This window comes from Sphingomonas changbaiensis NBRC 104936 (assembly GCF_000974765.1).
Classification (GTDB): domain Bacteria; phylum Pseudomonadota; class Alphaproteobacteria; order Sphingomonadales; family Sphingomonadaceae; genus Sphingomonas_B; species Sphingomonas_B changbaiensis.
In genome coordinates this window covers 13,576-31,898 of record NZ_BBWU01000040.1, presented here as the reverse complement: position 1 = coordinate 31,898, position 18,323 = coordinate 13,576, and the positions used below count along the sequence as shown (strand labels likewise).

Sequence of the window (18,323 nt, the reverse complement as noted above, 5' to 3'; positions counted from 1 at the left end):
GAACTCGTCGAGACCTATGGCTTACACACAGTCGGTGGGCGAGCCGCATTGCCATATCAACCTGTTCTGGTCGGACGAGGATAGCTGCTGGATCGCGGACGTGCCCGATCTGCCGCCGTGTTCGGCCCATGGGGTCACGCGCGAGGAAGCGCTGGCACATGTGCGCGACGCGATCGAGGGCTGGCTGCAGGTGGCGCGCGAGAAGAGTTTCCCCATCCCCGAGCCGCGCTATCGGCCAGCCATCTACGCTGCTGCCTGACTGTCGGATTTGAACGCAAGTCGCGGAGTGAATGCGGTCCAGCGTTGCGCCACTGACGGCCGATGACTGACATTGATTGGGCCACTGCCGAATCTCGATTGGACGTTTGCGGCTCTGCGGTGCTGCCGCACCTCCTCGATGAGGACATATGCGAGCAGATCGCGACGCTTTGGAGCGATCCGTCCCGTTTCCGATCTCACGTCCACATGGCGCGGCATGGGTTCGGGCAGGGGGAGTATCGGTATTTCTCCTATCCGCTGCCGGAGCCGATCACTGGCCTTCGCGAGCAGCTTTATCCGCCGCTCGCCGCGATCGCGAACCGGTGGGCGGGGCGGTTGGGGTCCGGGCGGCTCTTTCCGGGCACGCACGGCGCATTTCTGGAGGAATGCCATGCGGCAGGGCAGGTTCGGCCGACGCCGTTGATCCTGCGCTACGAAGCCGGCGACTGGAACGCCTTGCACCAGGACGTGTATGGCGAACACGTCTTCCCGTTGCAGGTGGCGGTGCTGCTGTCGGAGCCAGCGCGGGACTTCGAAGGTGGCGAGTTCGTGCTGACCGAGCAGCGGCCACGGATGCAGTCGCGCGCGGAGGTCGTGCCGCTGCGCCAAGGCGACGCGGTCGTGTTCCCGGTGCGCGAGCGGCCGGTCCGCGGCAGCCGCGGCGACTATCGCGTGCAGATGCGGCACGGCGTCAGCCGGGTGCGTGGCGGATTGCGCTTCACGCTGGGGATCATCTTTCACGACGCGAGCTGAAGTCGCTCCCTGCTGCGATCGTGGGAGGCTTCGCCATGCGCTCGTCGGCTGGGCCGCTCGTTACGCCGCGCGGCCGGGTTGCATGTTGCGGCGGCTGCCGCCATGCGCATGACCCATGCTGGCGAGGGCAGGAGAGCGCATGCGGCGAGCGATCGGCCTATCACTTCTGATGCTGTCTGGGTGCGTGGCGCCCAGCCGCCCCGCGCCGAAGCCTGTACCGCCGCCTCCCGCTCCGACACCCACGCCGACGCCGTCTCCGCTGCCGCAAGGCGACGCGTGGCGGGACTGGCCGCTGACCCCCGGAGACTGGAGCTATCGGCACACCGGCACTGAAGCGGTGTTTGCGCAACCTGGCCAGCCGCCGCTGCTGGTGCTCCGATGCGAACGCGCGGCCGGACGCGTCGCGATCGTCTGGACGACCGATGCCGCCGGGCCGCTGACGATCCGCACAACCTATGGCGATGCCACGCGCGCCGTCGCGAGCAACGGGACGCGCCTGGAAGCGGACATCGCTGCGCGCGATCCGCTGCTGGACCAGATGGCGTTCAGCCGCGGGCGGTTCATGCTGCTGGCGGGCGGGCAGGCGGCGATCGTGCCGGCCTGGCCGGAAGTGTCGCGCGTGGTCGAGGATTGCCGCTGACGCTTCGCCCCGAAGCAGCGCAACCCAACCAGATTCGCGCAAATAATTTTTCTTTTCAAGACTTGATCGCCGAGTCGGCCCGATTCACATTCCGGATGTGCACCAACCGGTGCACATTGGCTTTAACAGCGAAAGGAGGTGATCCGATGTCTCATGGTTCAGCAGAGAGGTCGGTCAAGTCCGTTCGGGAGCTGCGCGCCTGAAGGGCTGCAGCCTATAGGCTTCCGGGCGGCCTTCCGGCCGCTGACCATGTAAGGGGTTGCCGGGTCGAACAGGCCCGGCAACCTTTTTCATTTAAGGTGATTGCGAAGCCAGCTTCGCTCCTCGCGCTCCAGCAGCTCCTCACGGACATAGAGGTAGCTGAGCGCCAGGTTGATTTCGATCAGGAACAACACCAGCCCGGCGACGAGCAGTGCCATCCCGAGCACGAACGCAACGGCGACGGCGACCCGAAAGGCGAGCCCGGCCAGCTGCGTGATGAACAGCAGCGCGACGAGGCCGCAGACGACGATCGCGCTGGCGACGATCAGCGCGATCGCGGTGTTCGCCAGCCGCATCCGCCGATCGACGATCCGGAGCTCGCGCACATAGCGCTGATGCTCTTCGCCTTCGCTGTTCGCGTGCAGCTCTTCCAGCACGCGCGAGCGATCGACGACGCGCGCGAGCCGTCCGGCGAGCACATTCAGGATCGATCCGATCCCGGCCAGCAGGAAAACCGGCGCGATCGCGAGCTGGATCGTCTGCGCGATGGTCGAGATGGCGGGGAGGTCGTGCACGGGCGAGGGATTGCCGCCTCGCCCGCTGGCACGTCAAGCCGGCGCGCTAGCTCGGCTTCTTGAACCGGAACACGAACCGATCCGTCTTGCCGCGCACGGCCGGGTCGAACACGTTCTTGGTGTGGTCGTCGGCGCTGACGCGGAGCATGTCGCTCTGCCCGTCGAGCACGAAGCCGGCGCGCTGGAAATCGGCCTTGACCGTCTCCGGATCGATCCGGTGCAATTTGTCGACGATCGCGCGGGTGTCGCCCGCCGGGCCGACATGGTCGACGACCGCCACGATCCCGCCCGGCTTCATCGCCTTGTAGAGCGTGGCGAGCACCTGGTTCGGGTCGACGCGCGGCACCTGGTATTTTTCGCTTTCCCAGTAGAAGTCGTGATAATTCAGGTGGATCATCGCGAAATCATAGCTGTCCGGCGCCATCGCGGCCCGAAAGTCGGTGACCAGCTTCACATTGGATTCGCGCGCGAGCAGCGGGTCGAGCTTGTCCTTGGCGCGGTCGGCGAAACCTTGCGGTTCATAGGCGACGACGCTGCCCTGCGGCCCGACTGCCTGCGCCATGATCTCGGCATAATAGCCGGCGCCGGTCAGCACATCGAGCGCGTGCATGCCCTTTTTCAGGCCCATGAAGTCGAGCACTTCGGCCGGGTGGCGGCTTGCGTCCAGCGCGCGCGCGTCCGCCGGGCGTCCGCTGAAATCGACCGCGGGCTGATAGTCGGCAGGCTTCGCACCGGCAGCCGAGGCGGCGCAAAGCGCGATCGAGGCGAGGAGAAGAGACAGGCGCATGAGTTCGTCCCCCGAAGAGTGGAGCGCGGACATTCTGCCTGTTTTCGTTTCGGCTCAAGCCCCCCCGTCGATGCGGCTTGGCGGTTGGTCGAGACCCTAAAGAACCAGCTTGGCGCCGACCAGGGCCAGCGTGACCGCCAGGATCGGGGTCAGCACGCGGTCCGGCAGTCGGCTGGCCATCAGGCTGCCGACAACAATGCCGGGGATCGAGCCGATCAGCAGCGACAGCAGCAGCCCGAGATTGACCGAGCCCATCGCCATATGGCCGAGCCCCGCGATCAGAGTCAGCGGCACGGCATGGGCGATATCCGATCCGACGAGCCGCGCCGCGGGCGCGCGCGGGTAGAGGACCAGCAGCGCGGTCATGCCAAGCGCGCCGGCGCCGACCGAGGTCAGCGTGACGAGCGTGCCGAGCGCCACACCCAGGCCGATCGTCAGCCACATGATCCGGCGCTCGTCATAGCCGGAGAATGTGCCGCTCAGCGCTTCGACGATGCGTTTGCGGTACAAGGTGGCAATCCCGGTAAGGATCAGCGCTACACCCAGCACGTCGGTGATGACGCGGCCGATATCCTCCGCCCGCATCCTGGCGATGCTCAGGCCGCCGAGTGTGATCAGCGTCGCCGGCACGCTGCCCGTCGCGAGCCGTCGCACGACGCGCCAGTCGACCGTGCCGCGCCAGCCATGGACGCCGGTTCCGGCCAGCTTGGTGGCCGACGCATAGAGCAGGTCGGTGCCGACCGCGGTCGCGGGGTGGAAGCGGAATATGAGCACCAGGATCGGCGTCATCAGCGATCCGCCGCCGACTCCGGTCATCCCGACGAGTAGCCCGACCAGCACGCCCGCGATCGAATAGAGCGGTTCGATCATGCGCGGGCGCGGCGTCAGCGGCGCTCAGGCGGAGGTCTGCGCGGGCGTGTTGACGCCCATGCTGGCAAGGTACCGCTTCACGTTGCGCGCCGCCTGGCGGATGCGTTGTTCATTTTCCACCATGGCGATCCGGACGAACCCCTCCCCTTCCTCGCCATAGCCCACGCCGGGCGCGACGGCGACGCCGGCATGGGTGAGCAATTGTTTGGAGAACTCAAGGCTGCCTAAATGGGCGAGAGCGGGTGGCAGCGGCGCCCAGGCGAACATCGAGGCGCGGGGCGCGGGGATTTCCCAGCCGGCGCGGCCGAAGCTTTCGACCAGCACATCGCGCCTGTGCTTGTAGAGCCGGCGATTGGCGTCGACGATGTCCTGCGGCCCGTTGATCGCCGCAACCGCAGCCGCCTGAATCGGCGTGAACGCGCCATAGTCGAGGTACGACTTCACGCGCGTCAGCGCCGCGATCAGGGTGGGATTGCCGACCGCGAAGCCCATTCGCCAGCCCGCCATCGAATAGGTTTTGGACATCGACGTGAACTCGACCGCCACGTCCTTGGCGCCCGGGACCTGCAGGATTGAGGGCGTCGGGCAATCGTCGAAATAGATTTCGGAATAAGCGAGGTCCGACAGGATCCAGAGCTCATGCTCCTTCGCGAAGGCGACGACGCGTTCGTAGAAGGCGAGGTCGACGACTTCGGCGGTGGGATTGGACGGATAGCCCATCACCAGCACGGATGGCTTGGGGACGGTGAATTTCACCGCGCGCTCCAGGCTCTCGAAATAGCGCTCGTCGGGCGTGGTCGGGACCGAACGGATCGTGGCTCCCGCGATGATGAAGCCGAAGGTGTGGATCGGATAGGACGGGTTGGGCGCCAGCACCACGTCGCCCGGCGCAGTGATCGCCTGGGCGAGATTGGCGAGCCCTTCCTTGGAGCCGAGCGTCACCACCACTTCGCGTTCGGGATCGAGCTCGACACCGAAGCGGCGGGCGTAATAGCCGGCCTGGGCGCGGCGCAGGCCCGGAATGCCCTTCGACGCCGAATAGCCGTGCGCATCCGGCTTCTTCGCGACTTCGCAGAGCTTTTCGATCACATGCGGCGGCGGCGGCAGGTCCGGGTTGCCCATGCCAAGGTCGATGATGTCCTCGCCCGCGGCGCGTGCTGCCGCGCGCATCGCATTCACTTCGGCGATGACATAGGGCGGAAGCCGCTTGATGCGGTAGAAATCGGTGTCCATGCCCCGCCTTTATCCTTTGGGCGGCTGATCAGGAAGGCTCGATGCGGATCGCCCGGCCTCGGCGCCGCGCCAATTCGGCGGTCCAGTCGTCGCGGCGATTAATCAGCCGTGCGACCGGAGCAGGTGCGAGCACGTGATCAGGACCGGGCAGCGGCTCGCGTTCGAGGCGGCGGAGCAGCGCGAGCGCGGCCGCCTGGACGGGATCGGACTGGATTAGCTCCAGGAGCGACGGCCGCACCCGACGGCGAACGATCTGGAGAAAGCCGAAGCCGTTGACCGCAGTCCGCTCGAATGGCTGCGGCAGGGCGGCCTCGATCGCCTCCGCTGCAGCCTGCCGTGCCCGCTTGTCGGGCAATGTCGGCAGGTCGAGACCGATCGAGCCGCCGATATCGAATAGGCGGATCGCCTTTCCCGCCGCGGCGGCGCCACGGACGGCGAGCTCGGCCGGCGCGAGCTCACCGTCCACATCGATCACTGTCATTGCCGGAGTGAGCGCGATGCGCAGCAGCCCGCCGGGAAAGGGCACGAGACCGGTTTCGGCCTGCTCCAGCACCTCCGACCAGCCTGCCGCTTCCAGCAGATCGGGGCCATGCGGGAGTAGTGTGCGGACCGGAACGCCGCCGGCGCCGATTGCATCCAGCAGGGCCGGAGCGGGTCGCGGCGGGCCGTCGGCGGGGCGCGCGAGCGGAAGCTTGGGATTGCCGCGTTCCGGGATCGCCTCGCGCACGATCTCGATCATGACGGTCGAGCCCTCCGTGAGCCCTGTCGGAATCGGCGCGAGCAGCGCGACCGTGCCGCCGTCCAACTCGACTTCGCCGCGCCCGGCCAGCCCTGCCTTGCGCGTCAGTCTTGCGGTGAGGATGTCGCCGGCTCGGGGCCGGCCATCGGTGCGATCGATCCGCACCTCCGTGATCGCGCCATTCTCGACCAGCGCAGCGCGCGCCTCGCCGATCCCGGCTTCGTAGAGCCATTCAGCCAAGCGGATAGCCGGCGGCGACCAGCAGCGCGCGGGTCTCGAACAGGGGCAGCCCGACAACGCCGGAATGACTGCCGGACAGGAAACGGACGAACGCTTCCGCGCGGCCCTGGATTGCGTAGCCGCCCGCCTTGCCATGCCATTCGCCGGTCGCGAGATAGGCGTCGATCTCTTCGCGGGTCAGCCGCTTGAACGTGACGATGGTGGTCGAGAGGCGATGCCGTGCGTGTCCCTCGGCATCGATCAAGGTCACTGCGCTGTGCACCCGGTGGCGGCGACCGGACAAGAGCTCGAGGCATCGGCGCGCCACCGCTTCGTCCTCCGCCTTGGGCAGGATGCGCCGGCCGGCCGCGACCACGGTATCTGCCGCCAGGGTGAGCGCGCCGGCTTCGGCCACCGCCGCCGCTTTCTCGGCCGCCAGCCGTTCGGCATGGCGGGCGGGGAGTTCACCTTTCAGCGGCGTCTCGTCGATGTCGGCGGGACATATCCGGTCAGGCGCGACACCGATGCGGGCCAGCAAATCGAGCCGTCTGGGGCTCGCGGATGCCAAGATCAGCGGCACGGGCGCGTCGCCCGGCACGAATCAGGACGGCCCGGGGCCGCCGCGGCCGGGCATGAAGCGATAGGTGATCCGGCCCTTGGTCAGATCATAGGGCGTCAGTTCGACGAGCACTTCGTCGCCGACCAGCACGCGGATGCGATTCTTGCGCATCTTGCCGGCGGTGTGGCCGAGGATCTCGTGATCATTCTCGAGCCGCACGCGGAACATTGCGTTCGGGAGCAGTTCGACGACTTGCCCCCGCATTTCCAGAAGTTCTTCCTTGGCCAAGCAGCTGCCTTTGGTTCGGGGTTTCGAAAAATCGCGCCGCCATAACGAACGGGGCGGAAAAAGGGAAGCGAAGCGCGGCGGGGAGGATAACGCCACGGAAACCATTGGCGGCTAGGCTTGCGGCAAAGGAGCTGACGATGATCAAGCCCATCGCCGTGAACGACACCAGGCGCGCGTCGCGACGCCAGAACTTCATGATCCGGGCGACGATCGGCTCCGAATCCGGCCAGCAGCATGCCGGGCGTGTCCGCGACCTATCCGCGGAGGGCCTGAAGATCGAACTGGACGATGCCCCGGTCACGCCGATGAAGCGGGGCGAAACAGTGTTCATCGAAATGCGGGGCATCGGCCGTGTGAAGGCGAGCATCGTGTGGCGCCGGAGCCACTGGTATGGCGTTCGCTTCGATCGCCCGATCAAGCCGGAGCGGGCCGTCAAATCGGTCGGCACGCGCGCCAACGCGGCCGAACTCGCAAAGCTGGTGGTGGTCCCTGGCCGCGCGGCCGCGCGCTGATCCGGGCCGATCCGGAATAGAAGAAGCCCGCCCGGATCGCTCCGGACGGGCTCGCCTTCAGTCCAGTCGATGATCAGCCGGCGGCGTGGCTCGCCAGTGCCGCGAGCAGCAGCAGTGCCACGATGTTGGTGATCTTGATCATCGGGTTCACGGCCGGGCCGGCGGTGTCCTTGTAGGGATCGCCGACCGTGTCGCCGGTCACCGCGGCCTTGTGGGCTTCGGAGCCCTTGCCGCCGTAATTGCCGTCTTCGATGTACTTCTTCGCATTGTCCCAGGCGCCGCCGCCCGAGGTCATCGAAATGGCGACGAACAGGCCGGAGACGATCACGCCGAGCAGCAATGCGCCCAGCGCCGCGAAGCCCTGCTCGCGCCCGGCGACACCGGTGATGAAGAAGAACACGACCAGCGGCGCCAGCACCGGCAACAGGCTGGGGATGATCATTTCCTTGATCGCGGCCTTGGTGACCAGATCGACGGTGCGGGCGTAGTTCGGACGGCTGGTGCCTTCCATGATGCCCTTGTTGTCGCGGAACTGGCCACGCACTTCCTCCACCACCGCGCCGGCAGCTCTGCCGACCGCGGTCATGCCCATCGCGCCGAACAGATAGGGGAGCAGCGCCCCCAGCAGCAGGCCGACGATCACGTACGGGTTGGACAGCGAGAAATCGACCGTCAGGTCCGGGAAGAACTCTTTCAGGTCGGTCGTGTAGGCGCCGAACAGCACCAGCGCGGCAAGGCCCGCCGAGCCGATCGCATAGCCCTTCGTGACGGCCTTGGTGGTGTTGCCGACCGCGTCGAGCGCGTCGGTGCGGTTGCGGACGTCGCCCTCCAGCCCCGCCATCTCGGCAATGCCGCCGGCATTGTCGGTGACCGGACCATAGGCGTCGAGCGCAACCACCATGCCGGCCAGCGCGAGCATCGACGTCGCCGCGAAGGCGATGCCGATCACATTGCCGGTCAGCTGATAGGCCAGGATGATGCCGACCACGATCACCAGCGTCGGCAGCGCCGTCGCTTCCAATGAGACGGCGAGGCCCTGGATCACGTTGGTGCCGTGGCCGGTTTCCGATGCTTTCGCGATCGACTTGACCGGGCGGTAATTGGTGCCGGTGTAATATTCGGTGATCCAGACGATCGCGGCGGTCACCACCAGGCCGATCATCATGCACCAGAACAGGTCCATGCCGTTGAAGCTCTTGACCGCAGCCGTGGTCGCGAACGGATCCGGCCCTTCGGTGAACTGGCCGGCCGCGCCGATCGGCGCATTCATGTCGCCGCCGAGCGTGTATTTGGTCGCGAAGTACAGCAGCGGGACGGACAGGATCGCCGTCGTCCAGAAGCCCTTGTAGAGCGCGCCCATGATCGACTGCTTGGCGCCGAGGCGGACCATGTAGGTGCCGATGATCGATGCGATGATGCAGACGCCGCCGATCACCAGCGGCAGCGACATCAGCTGCATCAGCTCGGCCGAGCTCGCCTGGATCAGGAGCGCGATCGAGACCATCGTCACGCCCAGGGTCACGACATAGGTTTCGAACAGGTCGGCGGCCATGCCGGCGCAGTCACCGACATTGTCGCCGACGTTATCGGCGATGACGGCTGGGTTGCGGGGATCGTCCTCGGGAATGCCGGCCTCGACCTTGCCGACGAGGTCGGCGCCGACGTCCGCGGCCTTGGTGAAGATGCCGCCGCCCAGACGCGCAAAGATCGAGATCAGCGATGCGCCGAAGGACAGCGCGACCAGCGCATTGATGACGGTGCGGTCATCCGGCGCATAGCCGCGCAGATTGGTCAGCACGTAGAAAAAGGCAGAGATCGCGAGCAGGCCGAGGCCCGCCACGAGCATGCCGGTGATCGCGCCCGAGCGGAACGCGACGGTCAGGCCGCCCTGCAGCGAGCCGCGCGCGGCCTCCGCCGTGCGGACGTTGGCGCGCACCGAGATGTTCATGCCGATATAGCCGGCCGCGCCGGACAGCAGCGAGCCGACGACGAAGCCGATCGCGGAGGTCAGGCCGAGAAAGACTGCGACCAGCACCGCCACCACGACGCCTACGATCGCGATCGTCGTGTATTGGCGGCCGAGATAGGCCTGCGCACCTTCCTGGATGGCGCCGGCGATTTCCTGCATGCGCTCGTTGCCGGCGGATTGCTTGAGCACCTGCGCGCTCGTCACGAAGCCATAGACCACCGCCAGAAGGCCGCAGGCGATGGCGATCAGAACTACGTTCATCAGAACCCTTTCCCCTTTTGTCTGCGGCTCTCTTGTCCCCGGCCGCTCATCCGGGGCGGAGGTATGAAGCGGGATTCTGGGGAGGGCAAGTGAAACAGATCAGGCGTGCAGCCAGCCCAGCGAGGGCGGCAACGGCACCGGTGATCCGGCCTCGACCAGCCTAAGGCCTTGTCCCGGCGCGAACTGGCCGATCCGGACGGCGGGGACCGGAAGCGCCGTGTCCGGTGCGGCGGCAACGAGGAGTTCGTAATCGTCGCCCGCCGTCGCCGCTTCGAGAGTATTGCCGGCGGCGGGAACGGCAGCGAGATCGATCGTCACGGCGAGGCCGCTGGCGTCCGCCATGCGCTTCGCGTCGATCAGCAGGCCGTCGGAGACGTCCATCATCGCATGGACCAAGGGTGCAAGCGCGCGCCCTTCGGCGAGGCGGGGCCGGGGACGGCGATAGGCTTCGACCTCGGGGCCGGTCTGGCCCGAGCGGAGGAGGTTCAGGCCGACGCCCGCACGGCCGATCGTGCCGGTGAGGTAGAGCGCATCGCCCGCCTCCGCGCCGGTGCGCGACGGCGCGCGGTCAGCGCGGCCGATCGCCGTCAGGCCGAAGCTGCGCGTGCCGTTCGCGCGCACCGTATCGCCGCCCAGCAGCGGCATCGCATAGGTCGCGAGAACGTCCTGCAGTCCCACAATGAAGCGGGCGTTCCAGTCCGCGGAGCCGAGCGTGTAGCCGAGCAGGCATCCCACCGGCTCCGCACCCTTGGCGGCGAGGTCGGACAGATTCACCGCCACCAGCTTCCAGGCGACGTCCTCGGGCGGATCGTCGGGGAGGAAGTGCACGCCCTCGACAATCATGTCGTGGGTCAGGACCAGATCCCCCATCACCGCCGCATCGTCGAGGAAGCCCCGCGCCCCCGGATCGACGGCGAGGGCCCGGAGCGCGAAAAGAAACTCAGTTTCACCCACGAGCCGTCCACCAAATCCGTTCGTTTCGAGCGTAGTCGAGAAACGGCAGCTCCGCACCAGCGCTTCTCGACTTCGCTCGAAGCGAACGGAGACGGGAGTCAATCGTCCTCGTCCTCATAGCCGCGGAGGTCGAGCGCGCGCGCCTTGATCTGGCGGGTCATGCACCAGTGGATCAGCGCGTCCTCGCGACCGTGCGTCACCCACACTTCCTGCGGTGCGATCTCGAGGATGGTCGAGGTCAGCTCGTCCCAATCGGCGTGGTCGCTGAGGATCAGCGGCAGCTCGACGTTGCGCTGCACGGCGCGCTGGCGGATGCGCATCCAGCCGGAGGCCATTGCGGTGATCGGATCGGGCAGGCGCCGGCTCCAGCGATCGTTGAGCGCGCCTGGGGGCGCCAGGACGATATGGCCGGCGATCTCCGCCTTCGGGACGCCTGTCGCGAGGCGAAGATCGCCGAGCGCCACGCCATGCTCGACATAAAGCTCGCAGAGCCGCTGCATCGCACCGTGAAGATAGATCGGGTCGTCATGGCCGCGCTGCCGAAGCTCGGCGATCACACGCTGCGCCTTGCCCAGCGCATAGGCGCCGACCAGCACGCACCGATCGGGGTTGGCGCGCAGCGCTGCCAACAATTTGTCGATCTCGTCGCCGGTTTCCGGATGGACGAACACCGGCAGGCCGAAGGTCGCCTCGGTGATGAAGATGTCGCAGGCCTGCGGCTCGAAAGGCGCGCAGGTCGGGTCCGACCGGCGCTTGTAATCGCCCGAGACCACGACGCGCTCGCCCCTATGCTCCAGCACGATCTGCGCGGAGCCGAGCACATGACCGGCCGGCACGAACGAAACCTCGACGTCGCCCATCCGCATGCTCTCGCCATAACGCACCGGATGCGCGGCCTGGGCGCCATAGCGCGCGTCCATGATCGCCAGCGTTTCCGGGGTCGCCCACACGGCGCCATGGCCGCCGCGGGCATGGTCGCTATGGCCGTGCGTGACGAGCGCGCGCGGCTTCGGCTGCGACGGATCGATCCAGACGTCGGCGGCGGGCACATAGATGCCCTCGGGGTGCGGCTCGATCCAGGCGCCGAGCGGCATCATTCCTCGTCGAGCGGCACCGGCTCCGGCTCGAAGGCCGGCGTTCGACTGGCGAGCCAGCCTCCGATCAGCGCGGCAACGATCTTGAACGCATAGGATCGGCCTGTCGTGCCGACCGCGATCTGGGCCGGATCGCCGAACAGGAAGACGATCGCGAGATCGATCACGATGTACACGACCGCCATCAGCCCGGCCGCAAAGATCGCGTCCCGCCCCGCGAACGGCCGGCCGGCCAGCCAGCCGGTGAGCAGCATCACGAGCGTGCCGACGATCAGGTCGACCGATTCCGCGCGGCTGGCGGCCTCATGCTGGAACGCGGCGACTCCGCCCGCGGTCGGCGCACCGACGAGGACGATCAGGACGATGACGCTGCCAACCGCCATCAGCAGCACGGAGAGGATCGCGAAACCGATCGCGCGGGGGAGGAATCTGCTCATGGCTATTCGCTAGCGCAACCGCTCCGGATCGCAAACCGTTCCGCTTCGTTGACGAACCGCACGGCGATGAGGAGCGAGACGTGAACAGGGTTTCGATGATCTTACTGCTGCTTGGCGTGATCGCGTTCATCGTCGTTCTCGTCTCCAGCATCGTGCGCAATCGCAAGCGCGACACCCCTGCGGACATGGCCCGTACCGAACGCGGGACTCACCAGCTCTACGAGAGGGAAGACGCAGCAGAGCATGCGCGCGAGGATCGGGTGGAGCGGTAAGGCTTCCCGGCCGTCATGCCGGACTCGATCCGGCATCCGCCTTGCCTTTTTCATGGCTCGGAGAGGAAGAAGGTGGACCCCGGATCAAGTCCGGGGTGACGAGGACTTTTTGAACTCTCTCCCAACGCCTCTGACCGACTGGTTTGCCGCTAAGGGCTGGGCGCCGCGCCGGCATCAGCTCGAAATGCTCGACGCCGCCAGGCGCGGAGAGCATGCGTTGCTGGTCGCGCCGACCGGCTCGGGAAAGACGCTGGCAGGCTTCCTGCCGAGCCTGGTCGAACTGATCGAAGAGCCGACCGATACGCTGCACACCCTCTACGTCTCGCCCTTGAAGGCGCTCGCCGTCGACGTGCAGCGCAACCTGCTGACGCCGATCGAGGAGATGGGCCTCGATATTCGCGTCGAGACGCGGAGCGGCGATACGCCGTCCGACCGCAAGGCGCGGCAGCGGGTGCGGCCGCCGCAAATGCTGCTCACCACGCCTGAGTCGCTGAGCCTGCTGCTCTCCTATCCGGACAGCTTCACGCTGTTCGCGAACCTGAAGACGATCGTCGTCGACGAGGTGCACGCGTTCGCGACCGGCAAGCGCGGCGACCTGCTGGCCTTATCGATGGCGCGGCTGCAACGGATCGCGTCACAGCTTCGCCGCGTGGCGCTGTCGGCGACGGTGGCCGATCCGGACGGCTATCGCGCTTGGCTGGCGCCCGACGGCGACATCGACGCCGTCACGCTGGTTCGTGGCGAGCAGGGCGCCGAGCCCAACATCTCGATCCTGATTCCGGAAGATCGCATTCCCTGGGCCGGCCACTCCGGCCGCTATGCCGCCCCACAGGTGATGGCGGAAATCGAGACGCACCGGACGACGATCGTTTTCTGCAACACCCGCTCTCTCGCCGAACTGATCTTCCAGGATCTCTGGACGGTCAACGAGCTCAAGCTGCCGATCGGAATCCACCACGGCAGCCTCAGCCGGGAAGCGCGGCGCAAGGTCGAGCTGGCGATGGCCGAGGGGCGGCTTCGCGCGCTCGTCGCCACCGCGTCGCTCGACCTGGGCGTGGACTGGGGCGATGTCGATTGCGTGATCCAGATGGGCGCTCCGAAGGGCGCGTCGCGGCTGGTGCAGCGGGTCGGCCGCGCCAATCACCGGCTGGACGAATCGTCCGAAGCGATCCTCGTGCCCGGCAATCGGTTCGAATATCTCGAGGCTCGCGCTGCGCTGGACGCCGTGACCGATGGCGAGCTCGACACCGACATCTTCCGCCCCGGCGCGCTCGATGTGCTCGCCCAGCACATCATGGCCTGCGCCTGCGCGGCGCCTTTCGAGGAAGCGGAATTGCTGGACGAGGTGCGCGCCGCCTTGCCCTATTCGGCGCTGTCGGACGCGCTGTTCCATCAGGTGCTCGGCTATATCGAATCGGGCGGTTATGCGCTGAAGGCCTATGACCGCTTCAAGCGGCTGGCCCGCGACCCCGACGGGCGCTGGCGCGTCAGCCATCCGAAGTTCGTGCTTCAGCATCGCCTGAACGCCGGCATCATCGTCGAAGCGACGATGCTGAACGTCCGCTTCCGCAACGGACGCACGGTAGGCAAGGTCGAGGAAAGCTTCGCGGCCACGCTCAGCCCGCGCGACACCTTCTTCTTCGCGGGCCTCGTGCTGGAGGTGGAGCGAATCGACACCGAAGACATCGTCGTGCGCGCGACGTCCAAGCCGGCGCGGATCCCGACCTATGGCGGCGCGCGCATGCCGATATCCACGCACCTGGCGAACCGGGTCCGCGCGTTCCTTGCGGCGCCCGACGAATGGCCGCGTTTTCCCGACGATGTACGCGAATGGCTCGCGATGCAGGCGCGGCGCTCTGCCTTGCCCGGTCCCGATCAATTGCTGGTGGAGACCTTCCCGCGCGAAGGGCGGCATTACATGGTCGTGTACAGCTTCGAAGGCTGGAACGCGCACCAGTCGCTGGGCATGCTGGTCACACGGCGGATGGAGACAATGGGGCTGAAACCTCTGGGCTTCGTCGCCAGCGACTATGCGATCGCAACCTACAGCCTCGAGCCCGTCACCGATCCGCGCCCGCTGTTTTCGCCCGACATATTGGAGCACGAATTCGTCGATTGGGTGCAGCAATCCTCGTTGTTGAAACGGGCGTTCCGGGAAGTGGCGGTGATCGGCGGGCTAGTCGAGCGCCAGCATCCGGGCAAGCGCAAGACGGGCAAGCAGGTCAGCTTCTCGACCGACCTGATCTATGACGTGCTCCGCCGGTACGAGCCCGACCACCTGCTGCTGCGTGCCGCCTGGGACGATGCGCGTGCGAAGATGACCGATGTCGGCCGCCTCGCGAACCTGCTCGACCGCGCGAACGACACGATGCTGCACGTGGATCTACCGCGGGTCAGCCCGCTGGCGGTGCCGGTCCTGGTGCTGATCGGCCGCGAGCGGGTCGCGCAAGGCACGGTCGACGACTTGCTGTTGATCGAAGCCGAAGCGCTCGTCGCCGAAGCGATGTCGACCGATTGACTCGCACCTGAAACAGGCAGAGCCTTCCCAACAAGGAGTGGTTCATCATGTTCGCGATGCTGCTGGCACTGGCTTCAACGCCCGCCGTCCCGGAGACGTTGCCGGCCGAAAACACGTCTGTCGCGCTCGGCACCGACCGTTCCGATCGCATGACGGTGCCGGTGAAGATCGGGACGTCGGAGCCGATGCCGTTCGTCATCGACACCGGTGCGGAGCGGACCGTCATTTCGCGCCAACTCGCCGATCGGCTGAACCTCGCCGCTGGGCCGGTGCTGAAGCTGATCACCGTGACGGGATCGGGCCAGGTCAACACCGTGATCGTCCCCTCGCTCGAACTGTCCGGCACCCGTGTGAAGGAGATCGAGGCGCCGGCGCTCGATCAGGCGCATATCGGGGCATCGGGCATGCTGGGCCTCGACAGCCTGCAGAGCCGGCGCGTCACGCTGGATTTCAAAAAGAACGAAATGAAGGTCACGGCCGCGCGCCATGTCGAGGATACCGATCCGGACACGATCGTCGTCACCGCGCGCAACCGTTACGGCCAGCTGATCCTGGTCAATTCGAGGCTGATGGGTGAGCGCATCCAGGTCATCGTCGACACCGGCGCACAGACCAGCATCGGCAACCTCGCGCTGCTGAAGAAGCTTGCCCAGCACAAGAAGTTGCCGACGTTGGTGCCGGTCACCGTCACCAGCGTGACGGGGGGGACGCTGCCGGCCCAATTTGCGCAGATCGACAAGATCCAGATCGGCGGCGTCGACATGAACAATGTGCCCGTCGCCTTTGCCGACGCCGAGCCGTTCAAGCGCTTCGGTCTTGCCAACAAGCCGGCGCTGCTGCTGGGCATGGATGCCTTGCGGCTGTTCGATCGGGTGTCGGTCGATTTCGCGAACAAGCAGGTCCGCTTCATCCTGCCCGACAGTTCGTCGCTCGACAGCCGGACGCTGGTCGCATCGCGCTGACGTTCGTCCTCCACCTCTTTTCTTTTCCGATCGCCTGAAGAACAAGGCACGTCCCGGCGCGCGCCGGGCAACGGGAGGGGAAATGCACAAATATCTGATCGGCGCCGCGTGCGCCGCCGCGTTGCTGGCGCAGCCGCTGGCCGCGCAGACGCTTCGGCCGGACCAGGCCCAGTTCCGCGAATTGTATCAGGAGCTTGTCGAGACCAACACGACGCTCTCGGTCGGCAGCTGCACGGCGGCCGCCGAAAAGATGGCGGCGCGGCTGAAAGCGGCAGGATATACCGACCAGGACATCACGCTCTTCTCGACCCCTGAGCACCCGAAAGACGGCGGCCTGGTCGCGGTGCTGAAAGGCAGCGATGCGAAGGCCAAGCCGATGCTGCTGCTCGCCCATCTGGACGTAGTCGAGGCGAAGCGCGAGGACTGGACCCGCGACCCGTTCAAGCTGATCGAGGAGAACGGCTTTTTCTATGCCCGCGGAGCAGCGGACGACAAGTCGATGGCCTCGATCTGGACGGACTCGTTGATCCGCTTCAAGAAGGACGGGTTCAAGCCGAAGCGCACGATCAAGATGGCGCTGACGTGTGGCGAAGAAACGACCTACGCGTTCAACGGCGCCGAGTGGCTGGCGAAGAACCGCCCCGAGCTGATTGCAGCCGAGTTCGCGCTGAACGAAGGCGGCGGCGGCCGGCTCGATGCCCAAGGCAAGCGCGAGTTTCTGTCGCTGCAGGTCGGCGAGAAAGCCGCGCAGAATTATCGGATCGAGACCACGAATCCGGGCGGCCACAGCTCGCGGCCGGTGCCGGACAATGCGATCTACGAGCTCGCCGACGCGCTGAAGGCCGTGCAGGGCCTCGAATTCCCGGTCGAGTTCACCGACACCACCAAGGCTTTCTTCGCCGGCACCGCGAAGCTGATGGGCGGCGAAATGGGCCAGGCGATGACGGCGCTGGTCGCGAATCCGAACGACGCCGCTGCGAACGCGATCGTGTCGAAGGACCCGACTTTCCATTCGATGCTGCGCACGACCTGCGTCGCGACGCTGCTGGACGGCGGGCACGCGAACAATGCGCTGCCGCAGCGCGCGGGCGCCAACATCAATTGCCGCATCTTCCCGACCGAAACGGTCGAGCAGACCCAGGCTGCGCTCGCCAAGGCGATCAACAGTCCCAAGGTCAACCTGACGCTGGTGCCGCCGGTGCGCCCGCACGCGGTGCCGCCGCCTCTCGATCCGAAGATCCTGGGCCCCGCGGAGAAGCTCGCGCAAAAGTATTTCCCCGGCGTGCCGCTGCTGCCCACCATGTCCACGGGCGCGACCGACGGCATCTTCCTCGAAGCGATCGGCATCCCGGTCTACGGCGTGCCCGGCATCTTCGGCGAAGCGGAAGGGAACGGCGCGCACGGACTCAACGAGCATATTCGCGTGCGTTCGCTCTACGAAGGCCGCGATTATCTGTTCGATCTCGTCAAGCTGTACGCGAACGCGGTCTGAGCAGGCGAATCATTGCGAGTCGCTTCGGCCCGGCCTAAGCGGCTCGCATGGTTCCCTTTTCGTTCGCCGCGCATGAGCTGGCCGCGCTTGCCGAGGGCGCATTGTTCTGGCCGGCGCGCAAGGCTCTGATCGTCGCCGACCTGCACCTCGAAAAGGCGAGCTGGTTCGCGGCGGGCGGACAGATGCTGCCGCCCTATGATTCACACGCTACGCTGACAGACCTGACTGCTTTGGTGCGCCGCACCGGAGCGGAGGAACTCTGGTGCCTCGGCGACAGCTTCCACGACCGCGACGGCTGCGCGCGGCTGCCGGACGAAGCCCGGCGCATGCTGACGGAACTGACGCATCGGCTGCGCTGGGTCTGGATCACCGGCAACCACGATGCCGGCCTGGTCGATCATTGCGGCGGGACGATCTTGGTCGAGGCGGAGGTGGACGGGCTGGTGCTGCGGCACGAAGCCGAAGCCGCGGAGGCGCGGCCGGAGCTGTCGGGGCATTTTCATCCGAAGTTGCGGATCAATCGGCGGGGCCGCAATGTTGCGCGGCGCTGCTTCGTCGTTACTGCGACCAAGCTGATCCTGCCCGCGTTCGGCGCGCTCACCGGCGGGCTCGACGCGCATCATCCGGAAATCGTGCGCGCCGTCGGCCCGCGCGCCGAAGCGCTGGTTCCCCTCTCCGACCGGCTGCTGCGATTCCCATTGGTCGCTTGAATCGCGGCGTCAAATCGGAA

At 66.7% G+C, this 18,323-nt stretch carries 20 protein-coding genes; 9 read left to right on the top strand and 11 right to left on the bottom strand.

Translation table 11 applies throughout. From position 1 onward, the window contains the following. Nucleotides 1-16 precede the first annotated feature (16 nt). From SCH01S_RS10430 to SCH01S_RS16160, 3 genes are all read left to right on the top strand, one after another. Complete coding sequence (locus tag SCH01S_RS10430; protein WP_046348753.1) at nt 17-259, top strand: type II toxin-antitoxin system HicB family antitoxin; 243 nt, start codon at nt 17-19, stop codon at nt 257-259. Nucleotides 260-321: 62 nt separating this feature from the next. Next, entirely contained in the window at nt 322-1,011 is a 690-nt protein-coding gene (locus SCH01S_RS10425) for a 2OG-Fe(II) oxygenase (protein ID WP_046348752.1), read from the top strand. Nucleotides 1,012-1,150: 139 nt separating this feature from the next. Then, nucleotides 1,151-1,651 (top strand): hypothetical protein, encoded by a 501-nt coding sequence (locus SCH01S_RS16160; protein WP_046348751.1) that lies wholly within the window; start codon nt 1,151-1,153, stop codon nt 1,649-1,651. 290 nt (nt 1,652-1,941) lie between these two features. Here SCH01S_RS16160 and SCH01S_RS10415 read toward each other — a convergent pair whose 3' ends face one another. The 7 genes from SCH01S_RS10415 to infA form a co-directional block, all read right to left on the bottom strand. Further along, nucleotides 1,942-2,427, bottom strand: coding sequence for a DUF2721 domain-containing protein (locus tag SCH01S_RS10415; RefSeq protein ID WP_046348750.1), 486 nt, complete (start codon nt 2,425-2,427; stop codon nt 1,942-1,944). A 46-nt stretch (nt 2,428-2,473) separates the two neighbouring features. Continuing rightward, nucleotides 2,474-3,214 carry a class I SAM-dependent methyltransferase gene (locus tag SCH01S_RS10410; RefSeq protein ID WP_046348749.1) on the bottom strand — a complete coding sequence of 247 codons (741 nt, stop codon included), beginning with the start codon at nt 3,212-3,214 and terminating at the stop codon, nt 2,474-2,476. Between the two features lie 96 nt (nt 3,215-3,310). Continuing rightward, a complete protein-coding gene (locus SCH01S_RS10405) occupies nt 3,311-4,084 on the bottom strand; it encodes a sulfite exporter TauE/SafE family protein (protein WP_046348748.1) in 774 nt (257 codons plus the stop codon). A 24-nt stretch (nt 4,085-4,108) separates the two neighbouring features. Continuing rightward, the gene (locus tag SCH01S_RS10400) at nt 4,109-5,317 is read right to left on the bottom strand and encodes an LL-diaminopimelate aminotransferase (RefSeq protein WP_046348747.1); all 1,209 of its coding nucleotides are present in this window, start codon (nt 5,315-5,317) and stop codon (nt 4,109-4,111) included. 28 nt (nt 5,318-5,345) lie between these two features. Continuing rightward, nucleotides 5,346-6,296 (bottom strand): Rne/Rng family ribonuclease, encoded by a 951-nt coding sequence (locus SCH01S_RS10395; RefSeq protein WP_046348746.1) that lies wholly within the window; start codon nt 6,294-6,296, stop codon nt 5,346-5,348. Further along, complete coding sequence (locus SCH01S_RS10390; RefSeq protein WP_046348765.1) at nt 6,289-6,855, bottom strand: Maf family protein; 567 nt, start codon at nt 6,853-6,855, stop codon at nt 6,289-6,291. Before SCH01S_RS10390 ends, SCH01S_RS10395 begins: the two co-directional genes overlap by 8 nt. Nucleotides 6,856-6,876: 21 nt before the next feature. Beyond that, a complete protein-coding gene (gene infA, locus SCH01S_RS10385; protein ID WP_022685627.1) occupies nt 6,877-7,122 on the bottom strand; it encodes a translation initiation factor IF-1 in 246 nt (81 codons plus the stop codon). Nucleotides 7,123-7,259: 137 nt separating this feature from the next. On the opposite strand from infA, the gene SCH01S_RS15880 reads away from it, so the two are divergent. Then, nucleotides 7,260-7,634, top strand: coding sequence for a PilZ domain-containing protein (locus SCH01S_RS15880; RefSeq protein ID WP_052733898.1), 375 nt, complete (start codon nt 7,260-7,262; stop codon nt 7,632-7,634). A 73-nt stretch (nt 7,635-7,707) separates the two neighbouring features. Here SCH01S_RS15880 and SCH01S_RS10375 read toward each other — a convergent pair whose 3' ends face one another. The 4 genes from SCH01S_RS10375 to SCH01S_RS10360 form a co-directional block, all read right to left on the bottom strand. Beyond that, the gene (locus tag SCH01S_RS10375; RefSeq protein ID WP_046348745.1) at nt 7,708-9,864 is read right to left on the bottom strand and encodes a sodium-translocating pyrophosphatase; all 2,157 of its coding nucleotides are present in this window, start codon (nt 9,862-9,864) and stop codon (nt 7,708-7,710) included. A gap of 99 nt (nt 9,865-9,963) precedes the next feature. Then, complete coding sequence (gene thiL / locus SCH01S_RS10370) at nt 9,964-10,818, bottom strand: thiamine-phosphate kinase (protein WP_046348744.1); 855 nt, start codon at nt 10,816-10,818, stop codon at nt 9,964-9,966. A gap of 98 nt (nt 10,819-10,916) precedes the next feature. Beyond that, complete coding sequence (locus SCH01S_RS10365; protein ID WP_046348743.1) at nt 10,917-11,915, bottom strand: ligase-associated DNA damage response exonuclease; 999 nt, start codon at nt 11,913-11,915, stop codon at nt 10,917-10,919. Then, nucleotides 11,912-12,349, bottom strand: a complete 438-nt coding sequence (locus SCH01S_RS10360; RefSeq protein ID WP_046348742.1) for a hypothetical protein — start codon at nt 12,347-12,349, stop codon at nt 11,912-11,914. The genes SCH01S_RS10365 and SCH01S_RS10360 overlap by 4 nt, the downstream gene beginning before the upstream one ends. Before the next feature lie 80 nt (nt 12,350-12,429). On the opposite strand from SCH01S_RS10360, the gene SCH01S_RS16480 reads away from it, so the two are divergent. From SCH01S_RS16480 to pdeM, 5 genes are all read left to right on the top strand, one after another. Continuing rightward, a complete protein-coding gene (locus SCH01S_RS16480; RefSeq protein WP_169746386.1) occupies nt 12,430-12,621 on the top strand; it encodes a hypothetical protein in 192 nt (63 codons plus the stop codon). A gap of 109 nt (nt 12,622-12,730) precedes the next feature. Next, nucleotides 12,731-15,139, top strand: a complete 2,409-nt coding sequence (locus SCH01S_RS10355; RefSeq protein ID WP_245612234.1) for a ligase-associated DNA damage response DEXH box helicase — start codon at nt 12,731-12,733, stop codon at nt 15,137-15,139. A 47-nt stretch (nt 15,140-15,186) separates the two neighbouring features. After that, nucleotides 15,187-16,101, top strand: coding sequence for a retropepsin-like aspartic protease (locus tag SCH01S_RS10350; protein ID WP_046348740.1), 915 nt, complete (start codon nt 15,187-15,189; stop codon nt 16,099-16,101). A gap of 82 nt (nt 16,102-16,183) precedes the next feature. After that, nucleotides 16,184-17,593: a M20/M25/M40 family metallo-hydrolase gene (locus tag SCH01S_RS10345; RefSeq protein WP_046348739.1), complete on the top strand. Its 1,410-nt coding sequence runs from the start codon at nt 16,184-16,186 to the stop codon at nt 17,591-17,593. 47 nt (nt 17,594-17,640) lie between these two features. Further along, on the top strand, nt 17,641-18,303 hold the full coding sequence (gene pdeM, locus SCH01S_RS10340; protein WP_046348738.1) for a ligase-associated DNA damage response endonuclease PdeM: 663 nt from the start codon (nt 17,641-17,643) through the stop codon (nt 18,301-18,303). The last annotated feature ends 20 nt before the right edge of the window (nt 18,304-18,323 follow it).